13 protein-coding genes are annotated in these 15,342 nt (G+C 49.4%); 8 read left to right on the forward strand and 5 right to left on the reverse strand.

The window, feature by feature from the left end:
• Positions 1 to 403: 403 nt before the first annotated feature.
• Both nagA and nagB read right to left on the reverse strand, forming a co-directional pair.
• On the reverse strand, positions 404 to 1,591 hold the full coding sequence (nagA, locus tag E0496_RS22855; protein WP_141504095.1) for an N-acetylglucosamine-6-phosphate deacetylase: 1,188 nt from the start codon (positions 1,589 to 1,591) through the stop codon (positions 404 to 406).
• Positions 1,592 to 2,317, reverse strand: coding sequence for a glucosamine-6-phosphate deaminase (nagB, locus tag E0496_RS22860; protein WP_141504096.1), 726 nt, complete (start codon positions 2,315 to 2,317; stop codon positions 1,592 to 1,594). It abuts the gene before it with no gap.
• Positions 2,318 to 2,566: 249 nt separating this feature from the next.
• Here nagB and E0496_RS22865 point away from each other — a divergent pair, with 249 nt between their 5' ends.
• The 8 genes from E0496_RS22865 to fni all read left to right on the forward strand — a co-directional run bounded on the left by E0496_RS22865 (position 2,567) and on the right by fni (position 11,708).
• Positions 2,567 to 4,117, forward strand: coding sequence for a phytoene desaturase family protein (locus E0496_RS22865; protein ID WP_241674937.1), 1,551 nt, complete (start codon positions 2,567 to 2,569; stop codon positions 4,115 to 4,117).
• A complete protein-coding gene (locus tag E0496_RS22870) occupies positions 4,108 to 5,616 on the forward strand; it encodes a phytoene desaturase family protein (protein WP_141504098.1) in 1,509 nt (502 codons plus the stop codon). Before E0496_RS22865 ends, E0496_RS22870 begins: the two co-directional genes overlap by 10 nt.
• Positions 5,601 to 6,488, forward strand: coding sequence for a phytoene/squalene synthase family protein (locus tag E0496_RS22875; protein WP_241674938.1), 888 nt, complete (start codon positions 5,601 to 5,603; stop codon positions 6,486 to 6,488). The genes E0496_RS22870 and E0496_RS22875 overlap by 16 nt, the downstream gene beginning before the upstream one ends.
• Entirely contained in the window at positions 6,485 to 7,237 is a 753-nt protein-coding gene (locus E0496_RS22880) for a carotenoid biosynthesis protein (protein ID WP_241674939.1), read from the forward strand. Before E0496_RS22875 ends, E0496_RS22880 begins: the two co-directional genes overlap by 4 nt.
• Positions 7,206 to 7,958 (forward strand): lysophospholipid acyltransferase family protein, encoded by a 753-nt coding sequence (locus E0496_RS22885; RefSeq protein WP_141504099.1) that lies wholly within the window; start codon positions 7,206 to 7,208, stop codon positions 7,956 to 7,958. The genes E0496_RS22880 and E0496_RS22885 overlap by 32 nt, the downstream gene beginning before the upstream one ends.
• A complete protein-coding gene (locus tag E0496_RS22890) occupies positions 7,934 to 9,085 on the forward strand; it encodes a glycosyltransferase family 2 protein (RefSeq protein ID WP_141504100.1) in 1,152 nt (383 codons plus the stop codon). The genes E0496_RS22885 and E0496_RS22890 overlap by 25 nt, the downstream gene beginning before the upstream one ends.
• Positions 9,082 to 10,575, forward strand: a complete 1,494-nt coding sequence (locus tag E0496_RS22895; RefSeq protein ID WP_141504101.1) for a phytoene desaturase family protein — start codon at positions 9,082 to 9,084, stop codon at positions 10,573 to 10,575. Before E0496_RS22890 ends, E0496_RS22895 begins: the two co-directional genes overlap by 4 nt.
• Positions 10,576 to 10,652: 77 nt before the next feature.
• Entirely contained in the window at positions 10,653 to 11,708 is a 1,056-nt protein-coding gene (gene fni, locus E0496_RS22900; RefSeq protein ID WP_141504102.1) for a type 2 isopentenyl-diphosphate Delta-isomerase, read from the forward strand.
• Positions 11,709 to 11,800: 92 nt separating this feature from the next.
• Here the strand turns inward: fni and E0496_RS22905 are convergent, their stop codons facing one another.
• Genes E0496_RS22905 through E0496_RS22915 form a run of 3 tightly spaced genes read right to left on the reverse strand, consistent with a single transcriptional unit; the run spans position 11,801 to position 15,317 of the window.
• Positions 11,801 to 12,892, reverse strand: coding sequence for a Ger(x)C family spore germination protein (locus tag E0496_RS22905; protein ID WP_141504103.1), 1,092 nt, complete (start codon positions 12,890 to 12,892; stop codon positions 11,801 to 11,803).
• On the reverse strand, positions 12,889 to 13,989 hold the full coding sequence (locus tag E0496_RS22910; RefSeq protein ID WP_141504104.1) for a GerAB/ArcD/ProY family transporter: 1,101 nt from the start codon (positions 13,987 to 13,989) through the stop codon (positions 12,889 to 12,891). Before E0496_RS22910 ends, E0496_RS22905 begins: the two co-directional genes overlap by 4 nt.
• Complete coding sequence (locus E0496_RS22915; protein ID WP_141504105.1) at positions 13,986 to 15,317, reverse strand: spore germination protein; 1,332 nt, start codon at positions 15,315 to 15,317, stop codon at positions 13,986 to 13,988. Before E0496_RS22915 ends, E0496_RS22910 begins: the two co-directional genes overlap by 4 nt.
• Between the last annotated feature and the right edge of the window lie 25 nt (positions 15,318 to 15,342).

Genomic DNA, 15,342 nt, shown 5'->3' on the forward strand with positions numbered 1-15,342 from the left:
CTAAAAATAGACCTATTTCTCCAGAACCCAGCCATAAGTTACCCTTTTGAAGCCGCTGGGTTAGAATAGATCTATTTTATAGATCTATTTCATCCAAATTGGATATTTCCGCCAGATTAGATCTAAAAAATAGATCTATTTCTCCAGAACCTAGCCATAAGTTACCCATTTGAAGCCGCTGGGTTAGAATAGATCTATTTTATAGATCTATTTCATCGATTTCGGCTATTTTCGTCAAATTAGATCTAAAAAATAGATCTATTTCACCAGAACCCAGCCATATCCAGTCCAATTTGGGCAGCTGAGCTAGATGAGATTTTACACACAAATCTGGACTTGACTCGATTCGTCATTCCTTTAAAAAACTCCCCCAGCAAGCCATAAGCCTGCTGGGGGAGTTTTTTTATAGAGCTTCAAATACGGAACGTCCTTGTACCCACGTTTGCTGCACATTAAGCTGGGCGTCGGTCCATACCAGATCGGCTTGCTTGCCGATGGAGATCGAGCCGGTACGGTCGAAGAGGCCAAGCTGTTTAGCGGCATTGCTGCTGGCTAGTCGGCTAACCTGCGCGATCGTGAGGTCGGTATGCTCAAGCATGAACCGAACAGCGCCGATCATGGTTAAGCAGCTGCCAGCGAGAGCGTTGCCCTCCAGCAAGCGGGCTTCGTTATCCTTCACCACTACAGCCAAACCGCCAAGGCTGTACTCCCCGTCGGGCATGCCAGCCGCGGACATGGCGTCCGTAATCAGAATGATTTTATCTTCTGGCTTGGCGGCAACCAGCAGCCGTACGGCTCCCGGGTGGACATGAATCCCGTCAGCGATGAGCTCGGCCGCAATCCGGTTATCCGTCAGCACGGCGCCAAGTGTGCCCGGCTCGCGGTGATGCAAGCCGCGCATGGCGTTATAGGTATGGACGGCCTGGGATAGCCCGGCATCGGCTGCGGCAATAACTTCGTCATAAAGAGCGTCCGTATGCCCGCAAGCGGTATTAATGCCTTGCTCAGCAAGCCAGGCAATTGTCTCAAGGGCACCCTCTTTCTCAGGGGCCAGCGTCAGTTGACGAATTAGCCCTGGCCATTGCCCCTCCCATTGCTTCATCCATTCAAGCTGAGGATCTTTGATGAATTCCGGATTTTGCGCGCCTGGCCATTTTTCGCTAATGAATGGTCCTTCTAAGTGAACACCATATAATGCAGCATGTGGCATTTCTTTTCTTTGGTAAGCATCTACGGCATGGAGGACGGCCTCAATGTCTGCTTTAGCAGCGGTCATTGTAGTCGCAAGCATACCGGTCGTTCCTTGCGATGCATGGAATTTCGTAATCGTATGGAAGCTTTCGCTGCTTGCATCCATAAAGTCGGCTCCATAACCGCCATGGACGTGCACATCAATGAAACCTGGCAGCAGGTAGCCTCCGCGCCCGTCTATAACTTGCACTCTATCCATAGCTCTTACCGCTTCTGTACTTGTATCAGGAAAAACGTCTGCTATTTTTCCATTTTTAACCGAAACGCTCCCGGTTATAACCTCATTCTCAAGTACGATGCTTACATTGCGAATAAGCCAGTCAGCAGAATGTTCTGCCATTTAATCCAACATCCTTCCTGCCTCGCGATCGAGCAGTACGATTACGCGTGCATGTGTTTGTAGCAATGAGGCTGGTACGCTTGTGGTAATGGGCCCAGTCAATGCTTCTTTGACAATCTCCGCTTTATCTGCTCCGCGCACAGCAAGCACGATCGTGTTCGCCTTTAGAATCGAGCCTACTCCCATAGTAATGGCATAATTAGGGACTTCATCCATGGAATCGAAGAAGCGGGCATTCGCTTCGCGAGTTTCTTCTTTTAGCTTAACGGCATGCGTGCCGCCAGAGAGATTCACGTCAGGCTCGTTAAAGCCGATATGTCCGTTGTGACCGAGACCAAGCAGCTGAATATCTACGGGCTGTGCTGCAAGCATAGCATCATAGCGTGCAGTTTCTTCTTGAAGGACATCAGCCATGCCATTAGGCAAATGGGTTTGAGGTGCAGGGATATCGATATGGGAGAATAAATGTTTATTCATATAATAAGCGTAACTTTGATCATTTTCCGGTCCAATGCCGACATATTCATCGAGATTAAAGGTCGTGGCTTCCTTGAAGCTGACTTTATTCTCATTGAACCTTTCTACTATTTTGTCATATATACCGATAGGTGTCGATCCTGTTGCGAGACCAAGAACGGCATTTGGCTTTTCCTTGACTGTATTTATAAAAAGCTCAGCTGCGTAAGCGTCTAATTCCTGCTGCGTATCAAATTTAATAATTTCCATATGTGTGCCTCCTAAGGGGATTCGTTACTTTCATTTTATATGAATTCCGACAGATTAACAATATAAAATGATTGTAAAAATCAAATTAATGATTGTAAAAATCATTAATTTGAGGGACAACATATGTGCCCCATCTTAATAGAATAAAAGATAGACATGCATGATTCTTGCTTTCTGTCTTTTCATTTACAGTGTTTGATAGCGTATGTATAATGTATGTATAAGATTTGTACAATATGGGGTGGAACTTTGAACAGGGGAAAAAGCGTTATCGTTATTGGTGCGGGACCAGGCGGACTAGCTTCGGCAATGCTCTTATGCGCCCAAGGCTATCGCGTTACTGTACTAGAGAAACAACCCTATGTAGGCGGGCGGACCTCTGCTTTAAAAGTAGGGGCCTATACATTCGATCGCGGTCCAACCTTCCTGATGATGCCTCATTTGCTTGAGGAGCTATTCCATGCGTCAGGGCGCTGGCTCCATGATTATATTAAGCTTGTTGAAATTAATCCTCTTTACCGTCTTCAATTCGGCAAAACCAGATTTGAGCCTTCGAGAGACCAAGAGCATACAGCAGCCGAAATCGACCGCGTATTTCCTGGAGAATCAAAGGGTTATCTGGCATTTATGAAAGCAGAGGGCGAGAAGTTTAATCGAGTGATGCCACTTCTGCAAAGGCCCTTTGCCAAGGTGACGGACTACATACGCAAAGATACAATTATGGCGCTTCCGAAGCTTCATCTAACCGACCATGTGTATGGCCGGTTATCCCGCTATTTTAAGGATGAACGCTTGCGGTATTCCTTTGCTTTCCAATCTAAATATTTAGGCATGTCCCCATGGGAGTGTCCTGGCACTTTTACTATTCTTTCCTATATTGAGCATGCTTATGGGCTTTGGCACCCGATCGGTGGTGTAAACCGGGTATGTGGGGCCATGAGCGAGGTCATTCAGGAATATGGCGGAGAGCTTCGCCTTGGCACAGGCGTGAAGCAAGTGTTAACCGATCAGCGTAAGGCTACTGGCGTATTGCTCGAGAACGGCGAGACGCTTGTTGCCGATCATGTCATTTTGAATGCGGATTTCGGTACAGCGATTACGCAGCTCTTTGAACCGAGGCAGCTGAAGAAATGGAAGCCTGAGAGACTTACGAAGCTAAAATGGTCTATTTCAACTTATATGCTCTATCTCGGTATCGACCGTAAAGTGGATATGCCTCATCACACGGTGATGTTCGCAGGCGATTATAGTCTCAATCTGAGAGAAATGACGCAAGGCAAATTAAGTGCGGATGCTTCCATTTATGTCCATAATCCAAGCGCAATCGATCCAACCTTGGCACCGCCCGGCAAATCGGCCCTTTATATCTTAATGCCCGTGCCCAATCTCGATGGTGAGACGAACTGGTCCCTGCCGGAAACGCTGGCTGCTATGAGAGAGCAGGTACTGCTCCGTCTTGAACAGGAACCAGAACTGAACGGATTGAGCGGCTGGATCGAAGAGGAGAAGGTTATTTCTCCACTTGATTGGCAGCAGTCCATGTACGTATATAAAGGAGCAGCGTTTAATATGGCTCATTCACTCGATCAAATGATGATGCTGCGTCCTCATAATCGGTTTGAAGATATCGCGAACTGTTATTTGGTAGGTGGCGGCACTCATCCAGGCAGCGGGCTTCCGACTATATTTGAATCGGCTCGCATCAGCGTTAAGCTTTTGTTGGAGCAAGATGGTCGGTCCAAACCGTTCGAGCAGCCGATCAAACGAAAGCATCGGGAGGAGGCAGCGGTATGGAGGTAGCCATAATTGGCGGAGGAGTTGGAGGTATGATCAGCGCGCTTCTCCTGGCCAGAGCAGGCGTAAAAGTGGCCCTATTCGAGCGCCAGGAGCAACTGGGCGGGAGACTTGCCTTCGAGGAGGGGCAGGGGTATCGGATCGACAGGGGCCCGACGATCGTTCTTTTGCCAGAAATGCTTCAATCCATTGCGAGAGAAGCTGGCATAGGAGACGATGAATACGAGCTGCTGCGCTGCGATCCCATGTATCGATTTCATTATCTGGATGGCTCCCAGCTTACGAAATGGACGGAAACCGACCGGATGGCGGAGGAGCTGGATGCCATTTCTCCTGGAGAGAGCAGCGCCTACCGTCGTTACATGCGGGATATGCAGCCGGTGTTTCTTGAAGGCAAGGAATTGTTCCTTGAGAAAACCTTTCTGGAGCGCCGTACCTTCTTTTCCTGGCGCAATATGAAGCTGCTAGCCAAGCTTCGGGTTTATATGAATGTACGGCAAATGGCCAAGAACTATTTTGGAGATCATAGAGTGATTGATGCCTTTTCGCTGCAAACGCTGTATGTCGGCGGACTGCCCTCGGGCTCCCCTTCCTTGTATACCTTTATTCCATATGCGGAGCATGCATTTGGCATTTGGTATATGAAAGGCGGCTATGCCAGCTTTGCAGAGGTGCTGGAGCGGGCGCTTTATCGCGAGAACGTGACTGTATATAAAGGGAAGCGGGGAGCAGTCAGGCAGATTGTAACTGTGAATGGCGCGGTCAAGGAACTGTTGCTGGAGGACGGTACAAGGCATTCGTATGAAAAAATCATATATAATGGAGATTTTCCACATTTGGCTGGCATGCTGCAGGGCATAAAAGAGCCGATGAAGCCACGAGAATTCACACCCTCCTCAGGCTGTGTCCTAGCCTATATCGGAGTAGGCAAGCGCTGGGAAAAGGGGGATTTGCGAACTACGCATCAATTCGTAATGCCGGAATCCTTAACGGATAGTCTTCGGACGATTGCTTCAAATAAGAGGTTGCCGGGAGAATCCGAGCGATTGCCCGCGTATTACATATTCAATCCCTGCGAACTCGATGAGGAAGCAGCGCCTCCGGAAGAAACGGTTCTTTATATTCTCATTCCCGCCCCCATCCCGGTTGAGCCGCATTCTACGTATGACTGGGAAAAGGAAGGCAGCCAACTGGTAGAGCGTGTGCTCAAAGATGCAGATAAGCGATTGTTCCCGGGATTAATCGATGCGATCGCTTGGAAGAAGATTAGAACACCGAAGGACGGTGCGAATGAGGGCTGGTTCCAGGGAGGCAGCTTTGGCATTGCGCCTACCTTGTCGCAATCCGGACCGTTTCGCCCGCAATATGCACCTTACAAAATTAAAGGCCTATACAGTGTTGGAGCTTCTGTCCACCCGGGCGGCGGCGTCCCGATTGTGATGCAAGGGGCTAAAATGTTAGTTAATCACTTGGTAGAGGAGTGGGCAGCTTGGAAAGTCAATTAAGCGCAACGCTCAAAGCATGCGAGCATATGATTCGTGAAGGCTCAACGACATTTTATAAAGCTTTTAGCTTCTTGCAAAGCCCGCGTAAGGAAGCGGTCTATGTCATTTACGCCTTTTGCCGCATGATCGACGACGCGGTTGATGAGCCGGAGAGCTCTCCTTATTCGCTTGAAGAACTCGCTCACCATTTCACACAGCTGGAAAAGGCAGATGGCCATTTCATTTGGCCGGCTTTGCGCTGGCTTCTGGAAAGGTTTCCTGTCACCAAAGAGCCTTTCTTTCGCCAAATGGAAGGGCAGCGGCTTGATTATGAATTGACTCATTACGATACGATGGAGCAGCTTGAAACCTATAGCTATCTTGTGGCAGGCACGGTCGGGGAAATGCTGCTCCCGGTGCTGCATGATGCTCCTGACAAACATGTGATAGCCTCGGGCATTTGGCTCGGCAAGGGGATGCAAATCGTTAATATTGTTCGTGATGTGGGTGAAGATCAGGCGAAGGGGCGGAGATACATTCCGCTGGATCTGCTTACCAAGCATGGCTATACCGAAGCGATGTGGCAGAAGAATATCATCAATGATTCATGGAGAAATGTCATTCAGGAGCTTACTGCGCTTGCGCATGCCTGGTTTGCAAGAGGACTGATTGATGTGAGCCAGTATCCGCGCACCAGCAGCTTTTGTGTAGAGCTGTCTGCCCGTATGTACGAAGCGATTCTGGAGGATGTGGCGGCCCATGGTTACGATGTGTATAACCGCAGGGCGTATGTATCTACGCTTGGCAAAATGGCCATTATGAATCAATTGACATTGAAGCATGGCTTAAGTGTATTGCAGTTGAAATCTAACGCAAGCAGCGCGGTATCATGAAGGCTATCCGTTATTTATTTTGGTGCTGGCTAGTTATTGGCTTGACACTTATGCTGTTCTACAGAGTGCCGGAGCCTCTTGGATTCAGCAATGGTTTATTTCTCGTTTTTTTCGCGCTATATGCCTACAGTTTGGAGCAAAAGGCACTCGGAGGATTTAACCGTACAATTGCGTCACGGGCTTTGTTTGTGGGAGTGTTTACTTTCGTTCTCGAATGGGTCGGCACGGAAACGGGCTGGCCCTTCGGTCATTATGAGTATAGCGGGACGCTGCGGTTCTGGGACGGGGGCGTCCCGGTTGCGATTGGTTTTGCTTGGATTGGCGTCATGTCAAGCGGAGTCATGCTCTCTTCCGCCCGGACAAAGCTGGGACGCGCGGTTCAAGTAGGGGCATTCGCGCTGCTCTTTGATTTGGTGCTGGACCCGGTTGCCTTTGCCCAGCAGTTCTGGATGTGGAGCAAGGAAGGAGCCTTCGGCACCTATTATGGCGTACCGCTGCAAAATTTCATTGCATGGTTTCTAACCGCTGCGCTGCTATCCTATCTTTATCCGCTGAGGCATCAACATACAGGAGCAGCACCCTCGATTTATCGCGAAGGGACAAGACTCTATCAAGGGATGCATCTCATGTTTGGCCTGCTTGCATTCAAGGCGTCCTTATGGGGGCCGCTTCTGACGGCCATTGCAGCGATCCTATGGCTGGAAGGAGGGCTGTGGCTTGATCGAAGCAAGCAAAAGCAAAGCATTTGACCGACTTTTTCTCAAATACAATGAAACTTATTTGCTCCGCAAGCATTTCCGCTATGTCGGTTTTCAAGGCGAGCTTGATCCGTATCCTGACCGCAGCATTCTCTATGTTATGAATCACAGTTCTTGGTGGGACGGGCTGCTAGTTTATGAGCTGTTTCGTAAAAAGTCTCAAAACGACCATTACGTCATGATGGAAGAGAAGCAGCTCCGTCAATTTCAGTTCTTCCGCAAGCTGGGCGCCTATTCCATTGATAAATCGACGCCTCAAAGCCTTATTCCTTCCTTGCGGTATACATGCAGGCTGTTGAAGGAAGGCAAGCGCATCTGGATGTTTCCGCAGGGAGATATTCAGCATTTGGAGCTTCGGCCGTTAACGCTTAAGGAGGGTGCCGCCCATGTGCTGAAGCAGTGTCCGCAAACCGTTGTTATACCGGTAACGGTTTATTACTCCCTCTTTCACCATCAAAAGGCTGAAGTAACGATGGTAGCTGGCGAACCGATTGCTGAAGCATGGGATCAAATGGAAAAACGAGTGATTACGGCACGGTTAGCTGCAGTGTTAGAGGGACAGATGGATACCCACCGGGCTCGCATTATTAATGGCGGCCCAGAGGTGACTGCTGAATTTGAACGTTTAGTGCGGCAAGGAGGATCAACAAGTGAAGCCTTTATGGCATTCAAGAGGAGGATGAGTAGATGGAAATCGTTCTTTGGTCGGTAGCTGCATTGTTGTCGCTGCAGCTGGTATTTGCCGCTTGGAACGTTCGCCAGCTGCCCTTGTTTGGCCAACTCGGCCATTCATCAGGCAAGTTGATACCAGAAGAAGGCGTGCAGCTTTCGGTTCTCATCCCCGCAAGAAACGAGCAGGGAAATATTATCGAATGCTTGCAATCCATTCAGCGATGCTTACCCGCAAATCAGAGTGACAAAAGGATAGAAGTGATCATCTTGGATGACCGTTCAGAGGATGAAACGGCCCGCCTGGTCGAGCAATTCTCAGCGGAGGATCAGCGCTTCCGTCTTGTTCGCGGATTAGAGAAGCCAGATGGCTGGGTGGGCAAAGCCTATGCCTGCCATCAGCTTTCGATGCAGGCTCGCGGTGCTTGGTATTTGTATGTTGATGCGGACACGCGGCTGCGCCAAAGCGCGCTTGAGACGGTTCTGCAGGCAATATCAGGGCAGGCAATAGGTTTCATCAGCGGGTTTCCAGAGCAGCAAACAGGCAGTTGGCTGGAGAAGCTGGTTGTACCAATGATGGGCTTTACGATTGCCTGCCATCTGCCGATCAGGCTCGTTAGCGCTTCTTCGGATCCGCGGTTTGCAGCCGCGCATGGCGGGTGGATCGCAATCAGCAGGGCTACATATGAGGCGGCAGGAGGACATGAGGCAAACGCCGGACAACTCGTCGATGATGTGGCCTTGATGCGGGCGGTCAAGCGAGCCGGCCATCCGGTTGTGCTCGCTGATGTGCGGCAGCAGGTGTCCATGCGCATGTATCATAACGCTTCAGAGGTATGGAGCGGCTACAAAAAGAACATCTTCGCAGGCGTAGGCCGCAGTGGGCTGCTGCTTGCAGCGGTGCTTGCCATTTATGTTCTGCTTTATTTACTTCCGTTCATGATGCTGCTAGTATCTCCGCTATATCCAGCCCTTCTTCCTTCAGCGTTAACTGGCTATTTGCTTGGCATTGCGGTTAAGGCAGTCGCAGACCGCTCTCAAGGTCAGCCCTGGCTGCTTGCCTTGTTCATTCCTTTCAGCATTGGAGCGGTTGTTGCGATCGGAGCGGCTTCTTGGCTTTCAGCCAAATTCGGAACCGGTTATGTCTGGAAAGGGCGGATGTACGAATGAGCGAGGCTAAGCGGAAAAGGGTCGTTATTATCGGAGCAGGGCTTGGCGGTTTGTCAGCCGCCATTCGTTTGGCACATGCGGGCTTTGAAGTGCGTGTGCTGGAGCAGCAGCAGACGGTTGGAGGCAAGCTGCAGCGGGTAACCGCTGAGGGCTACCGGTTTGACCGAGGGCCGAGCACGATCACGCTGCCGCATTTGTTCGCCTCTGTGTTTGAAACGGTTGGCAGAAGGATGGAAGATTATATTACGCTCGAGCGGCTTCGGCAGGCGACCCGAAATGTGTTTGCCGACGGAGCTATTGTTGATCTGACAGCTTCAGTAGTGGAGACAGCCGAGCAAATTGGTTGCTATAGCCAGCAGGATGCAGCTGCCTATGCCGCATTTTGCAAGGAGGCGGCACGGCTGTATCGCCTCGCGGATGATCGTTTTCTTGGCCGGCTGCTGCTGGACGCTCGGGATAAGCTTGATCCGAGACTAGCCGCAGGATTTATGCAGGTTAGGCCGTTAACCAATTTGAACAAGCTGCTGCGGCGATATTTTCAGCATCCGAATACGCTGGCCATGCTGGGCAGATATGCAACTTATGTTGGCGCATCTCCTTACGAATCGCCGGCTATTTTTGCCATGCTTGCACATGTAGAAAGCGAGCTAGGCATTTATAGTGTACAGGGGGGGACTTATGCAATCGCGGAAGCTTTTGCAAAGCTTGCCAAGGAGCTTGGCGTTGTTATTCAGACGGGCGTTCGCGTGAGCCACATTATGGTGAAGAACGGCATATGCCGCGGCGTTGAAACGGAGCAGGGCGTGTTTGATGCTGATATCGTGGTTGCCAACGGAGATGTTCTGTCTATGTACAGCTCGCTTATCAAGCCGGAGCATCGTCCGACTTTCACCAATGAGCGAATTGCCCGTTATGAGCCCTCCTTATCGGGTTTTGTACAGCTGATTGGCATTCAGCGCACCTATGAACAGCTGCTTCATCATACTGTTTTCTATCCGGAGCATTACGAGGATGAGTTTAGCAGCATTTTCAAACATCGGAAGCCGCCAGCAGAGCCGACTATTTATATATGCAATGCAGCCATTTCAGATCAAAATGCAGCTCCAGCAGGTGGAAGCAGCTTGTTTGTGCTGGTAAACGCGCCTTATGTGTCAAAGTCATGGAGCTGGGAGCGGGAAACCGAAAATTATGCTATGCTAGTACGTAGTCGTCTTGCCGGATTTGGTATAGATTGCTTGGAGCAAGCAGATGTAACCATTACATATACGCCAGAGCAGTTGGAGCGTGATACGTCCGCGCATCGTGGCGCGATATACGGGATTTCCTCGAACGGAGCTAGACAAACCTTTTTCAGGCCAAGCAACCGATCCCCAGATATTCAAGGATTGTGGTTTACAGGAGGTACGACGCATCCCGGAGGCGGAACGCCAATCGTTACGCTATGTGGTCAGCTTGTTGCTGAGGAGCTTATCAAACAGTACAGGAATTAAAAAGATAGAGAAGCGCAAGGAGGGCCGCGTCGCTATAAAAGGCGCTGCCCAGATGCGCTTGCTTGGGAGGAACAAGCATGACAGTTGATCAGCAAGCAGCAACCGCGAAGCGCAAGGGCGAGCATATCCGCATTTGCTTGCAAGAGCAGGTAAACAGCGTGGGCATTGATACGGGCTTGGAGAGATATCGCTTTAAGCATAATGCACTGCCTGAGCTTTCGTTCAGTGAAATTAAGCTGGACACAGAATGGTTTGGCAAGAGGCTGGGAGCTCCTTTGCTTGTCAGCTCCATGACTGGCGGAACAGACGAAGCAGGCGCTATCAACCGCCGTCTGGCCATTGTGGCAGAGGAGAGAGGCTGGGCGATTGGACTAGGTTCCATGCGTGCTGCCATTGAGAATGAGCAGCTCGCGGCTTCTTTCTCCATCCGAAAGGATGCGCCATCGGTTCCGGTCATAGCCAACATCGGAGCGGTTCAGTTCAATTACGGCTTTGGTGTGGATTCTTGTCGCAGAGCCGTGGATATTGCAGAAGCCGATGCGCTCGTTCTACATCTGAACAGCATGCAGGAGGTATTCCAGCCTGAGGGGGACACGGATTTCCGCAATTTGCTCTCAGCGATTGAACAGGTATGCAAACGATCCGATGTTCCTGTCGGCATCAAGGAGGTCGGCTGGGGAATCGACGCCGATACCGCTGAAGCGCTTATGGAAGCAGGCGTTTCCTTCATCGATGCGGCTGGCGCAGGCGGAACATCATGGAGTCAGGTTGAGAAATTTCGCTCGCAGGACGAGCTGAGAAGACAAGCTGCGGAAGCATTTGCGGACTGGGGAATTCCGACCGCAGAAAGCGTAACGGAAATTCGCTCGCGGTTGCCGCAGGCGAATATCATTGCCAGCGGCGGATTGCGGACGGGTGTCGACGCGGCGAAGGCAATTGCGCTAGGAGCGAATCTGGCCGGGTTTGGCCGTGTGCTGCTGCCACAAGCAGCTGGAGACAGTCATCAGGTGTCGCAGGAGCAGCTGCTTCAGCAATTCAAGCGAATTGAATTTGAATTGCAGACGGCCATGTTCGGTATCGGAGCGGGCTCGATCAATGAACTGCGCGGGACGAACAGGCTGCTGCTAAAGTAAGGCTGCAGCATAATAGATAAGGCGTGGGAGCAGCTGAAAGGCAGCAAGCACGCCCTATTTCTATTTTGCCACAAAATGCAGTCAGCAAAGGCTTATTTAATTAAGCCCGTACCTTCAATAATAATATTGGCGCGGACCACGAATTTGATGGTGGGGTAAAGGGATTCCCACTTCTTAAAGGCGTCAGAGCCGGGATGCGTTGCCCGGTAGCGGAGACCAAAACCAATGGGATCGACACCTGCTTTTTGAATTTTGCGGAGCAGCTTGACGCAGGATTTGGCATATTCCTTATTAAGGTCCTCTTCGACCGATCTCCACTGAGCGGAATACAAGTCTTTTGGCGCCTCTTCAAATACGACCTTCATCTTAACATCCATCGTTATGGTATCTTCGCCGTTTTGTTTCCCTATACGGAATTTGGAATGGATTTCGGTAATGGCCACGACAAGATCAAGCCCTTCAAACATGCCATGCATGGACGATTTAGTGAAATCGTTAGCAAGCTGGTTATAAAGCTGCGCCTCGGAAGGATTCAGAACAAGCTTCACTCTCTTTTTGTCGAGGAGCGCTGTCTTGTTAATAATGAAGCTCTCCTGATTATCTTTCTTTATGATAGGCATCAATGGATCGAGCCCTTCCTCTGAAGCTCTTCTGGAAAAATCGGACAGTGACTCAACATACGTATATGAGGATTCGGTCCCATCTGCTCCAAAGCTTAAAAACAGCGTGTTGCCTGGATAACGCTCGGAGAGCGGCTTCACTTTCAGCAAACTTTCGGCATCCGGCTTACCGATGGCAATATTGGCTACACTTTGAATGTCTCTTCTTCTCGTCATCCACTCCAAGGCGCCTTGATAGTCACTATTCGCCACCTTCTCGCCGATGATAAAAATTTTGCAATGACCAAAATCAATCTCCTTATCCACATAGGCCTTTAGCATTCGAACACCTTCGGCAATGCTGGGAGCGTCTATGGTTTCAATTTGTGTTTTGGATGCGCCGGGCTCGATTTTCGGGGAGGGGATGGCGAGCTGAAGCGTTATCCGGTAAGGTTTTTTTTCATTTTCCGACTGATCTATGCCGAGGGCAACAACGAAAAATCGTTTGTCGATGTCTTTAAAGCCGCAAGCCCCAAGCATGCAGACCATGATTATGGCAAGGCATATTCGAATGATTACGTTCATGTGGTTTTGGGCCTCCTTCGACTAAGCACAAATACCGTTAAAACAATGATGAACTCAACGAACATTCTAGCTACCAGCCAGTAAGAGGTAATAAACATATTGATCTTCTCGTTTGTTAGAACGAGGTACAACATCGTAAGCATAGCGAAAATACCGACGATTACGTAATTAGCGACCGGTGTCTTGGGGCTGTCGATTTCCGGTTTATAATTGCGGAAACAGCATTTAATAAATTCCATAGCTTGATGCCAGCCACACATGGTGTACACAAGTGTCAAGTTTAGAAAAACGATCAAAAACAGGAACAATACCCGTTCAATAAAGCCATATTGCATAATGAGGGAGTCTGCGGTTACGCTCCAAATGTAGGTGTACTGGTTAACTGCTTCCGTTCCGTGAAAGCCGATCGGCACAAAAAACGTGATTAACATAATGGTTATTCCAAAAACTGGGTATACCCAGCGGAACTTGAATCGAAAATTGGGAGGCAGCAGCCGGTTGAACAATGATAGATTAATATAACCGGTAAAAATAAAGCTCGCGGCAGCGACGGCCGATAGGGTAGGCATGGCGGTCACATAATTAGCGACCACACGAATTGAATCAAAATTTAATTGCGTGCTGCGGACGGCCTTGAACAGGATAAAGATAATGACCGGAGCATTGACTATGAGCCCGATCTCTAACACGAACATGACGGACAGCGTGGAACGAGTCGCCGCATATCCGCAGGCGATAATTAGCATGGACAAGATAATGATCGAATTTGCGTCCGGATTAAAGAAGCGGTTAATTAAAATAGCGTAGGCCACAACAACGATTGACGTTGCAAACCACCACATGACCGCAGAGCAAAACATGCAAATGGAGACCAGCCACTGCGGGAAGTGTTGCTTCAAAATCTCTGGCAGCCCTTTTCCTGGATAGCGGGCCATCGCGCTTGTATACATATAGACAAGAATGGTTCCTATAACAGTGCCGACGATCATTGATGACACTGCGCCGTTGAAGCGGGCTTCAATCAAAATATGCGGAACGAAGAGCAGCAAATTGATAAAACTAACCATAATAAAGTTGTAAAAAACATAGCGATTCACTCTACGTTCACCTGCCCGATATCTCCTTCCAGCGGTCTTAATTTACCGAAAATGCGCATATACGGTTTACCGAAGCTCCTGAGATTGCAAAGATAGGTAATGTAGACAAACAAGCCCACCGCTACGCCGGTGATGCCGAAGAAGATGGATACGGCAATCAGTGGATATTTCAAGAAACGGATTGCAAAGGATAGCGAATTGACCGGGATAACGAAATTGGAAATGGCAACAACGGACGTAACGATAATCATAATGCTGCTCACAAGACCAGCCTGCTGGGCTGCCTGTCCCAAAATAAGTCCTCCTACAGTGGTAGCGGTAGAACCGATATATCGCGGCAGACGGATGCTGGCCTCAATCAGGGTCTCGATCATGAATAGCATAATAAAAACCTCGACAAAAGAGGGATAGGGAACGCCAGATCGGCTACCCGCAATCGAGAAAGCAAGCTGGACACGGAATACCTCCGGGTTATAAGAGACAACCGAAATATAGAGAGCTGGAAGGGTAATGGTTAGCACAATGGAAGTGTAACGCAGAAAGATCAGAAACCGGGTCATCCAATAGGCATCGTAATCATCTTCCATCGCATGCATGAAATCAAAAAAGGTTGCTGGCAAAATAATGGCGAACATATTTCCTTTCAGAAGAATGACGACCTTGCCTTTGGAGATCGCTTTGGAAATGCGGTCGGGCCGCTCTGTAATGAGCAGCGTAGGAAACAGGTGCTTGCGCTTGCCGACGAGCAGCTTCTCTAGTTCTCCGGCGGCGTGCAGCATTTCAACGTTAATCGAAGTCAGCTTGTCGCGAACGGTATCCAGCACACTCGGGTCAACTCGCCGCTGATCAAATAAAGCCAAAATCGGAGTTTTGGACAATGAACCGATCGTATGCTCCTCTACCGATAAATCAGGAGAAGGGTACATGCTGCGAATAAGATTGAGCGAAATATTCAAATCTTCGCTAAGCGCAAGCTGTGGACCTTGTATTGCGCTCTCTACCTGCGTCTGAGGATTCTCGATGCTGATAATGCGGGAGGCATCAAAGGCATAGATGATTTGGTTCGCCTGAATAAGCACATGACCGCGCAGAAGCAGCTCCTGCCACTTGGCGATATCCTCTACTTGGCGATATTCTGGATTTGTATCCAGCTGGCTCTGAAAGGGATAGGCATCCTTAGTGAAAGGGACGATAATAAAATCGTTTATTTTATTCTCTTCGCAAAGCGGGGCGATATAAGCGATTTCAATGGACATTTCGCTATTTTGCAAATGTTCAAATTTCATATCGATGGCTTCGGCAAACAACAAGCGAAGACGTTCATTCATAGCGATTCCCCCTTTTTAAGCATTG

It is taken from the genome of Paenibacillus luteus, assembly GCF_006542765.1.
GTDB lineage: Bacteria > Bacillota > Bacilli > Paenibacillales > Paenibacillaceae > Pristimantibacillus > Pristimantibacillus luteus.

Bases quoted from the DNA above. Each gene is read 5' to 3' on its own strand.
- E0496_RS22915 (WP_141504105.1), bottom strand. From the start codon at position 15,317: ATGAATGAACGTCTTCGCTTGTTGTTTGCCGAAGCCATCGATATGAAA.
- E0496_RS22890 (WP_141504100.1), top strand. From the start codon at position 7,934: ATGGAAATCGTTCTTTGGTCGGTAGCTGCATTGTTGTCGCTGCAGCTG.
- fni (WP_141504102.1), top strand. From the start codon at position 10,653: ATGACAGTTGATCAGCAAGCAGCAACCGCGAAGCGCAAGGGCGAGCAT.
- E0496_RS22870 (WP_141504098.1), top strand. From the start codon at position 4,108: ATGGAGGTAGCCATAATTGGCGGAGGAGTTGGAGGTATGATCAGCGCG.
- nagA (WP_141504095.1), bottom strand. From the start codon at position 1,591: ATGGCAGAACATTCTGCTGACTGGCTTATTCGCAATGTAAGCATCGTA.
- E0496_RS22905 (WP_141504103.1), bottom strand. From the start codon at position 12,892: ATGAACGTAATCATTCGAATATGCCTTGCCATAATCATGGTCTGCATG.
- E0496_RS22880 (WP_241674939.1), top strand. From the start codon at position 6,485: ATGAAGGCTATCCGTTATTTATTTTGGTGCTGGCTAGTTATTGGCTTG.
- nagB (WP_141504096.1), bottom strand. From the start codon at position 2,317: ATGGAAATTATTAAATTTGATACGCAGCAGGAATTAGACGCTTACGCA.
- E0496_RS22895 (WP_141504101.1), top strand. From the start codon at position 9,082: ATGAGCGAGGCTAAGCGGAAAAGGGTCGTTATTATCGGAGCAGGGCTT.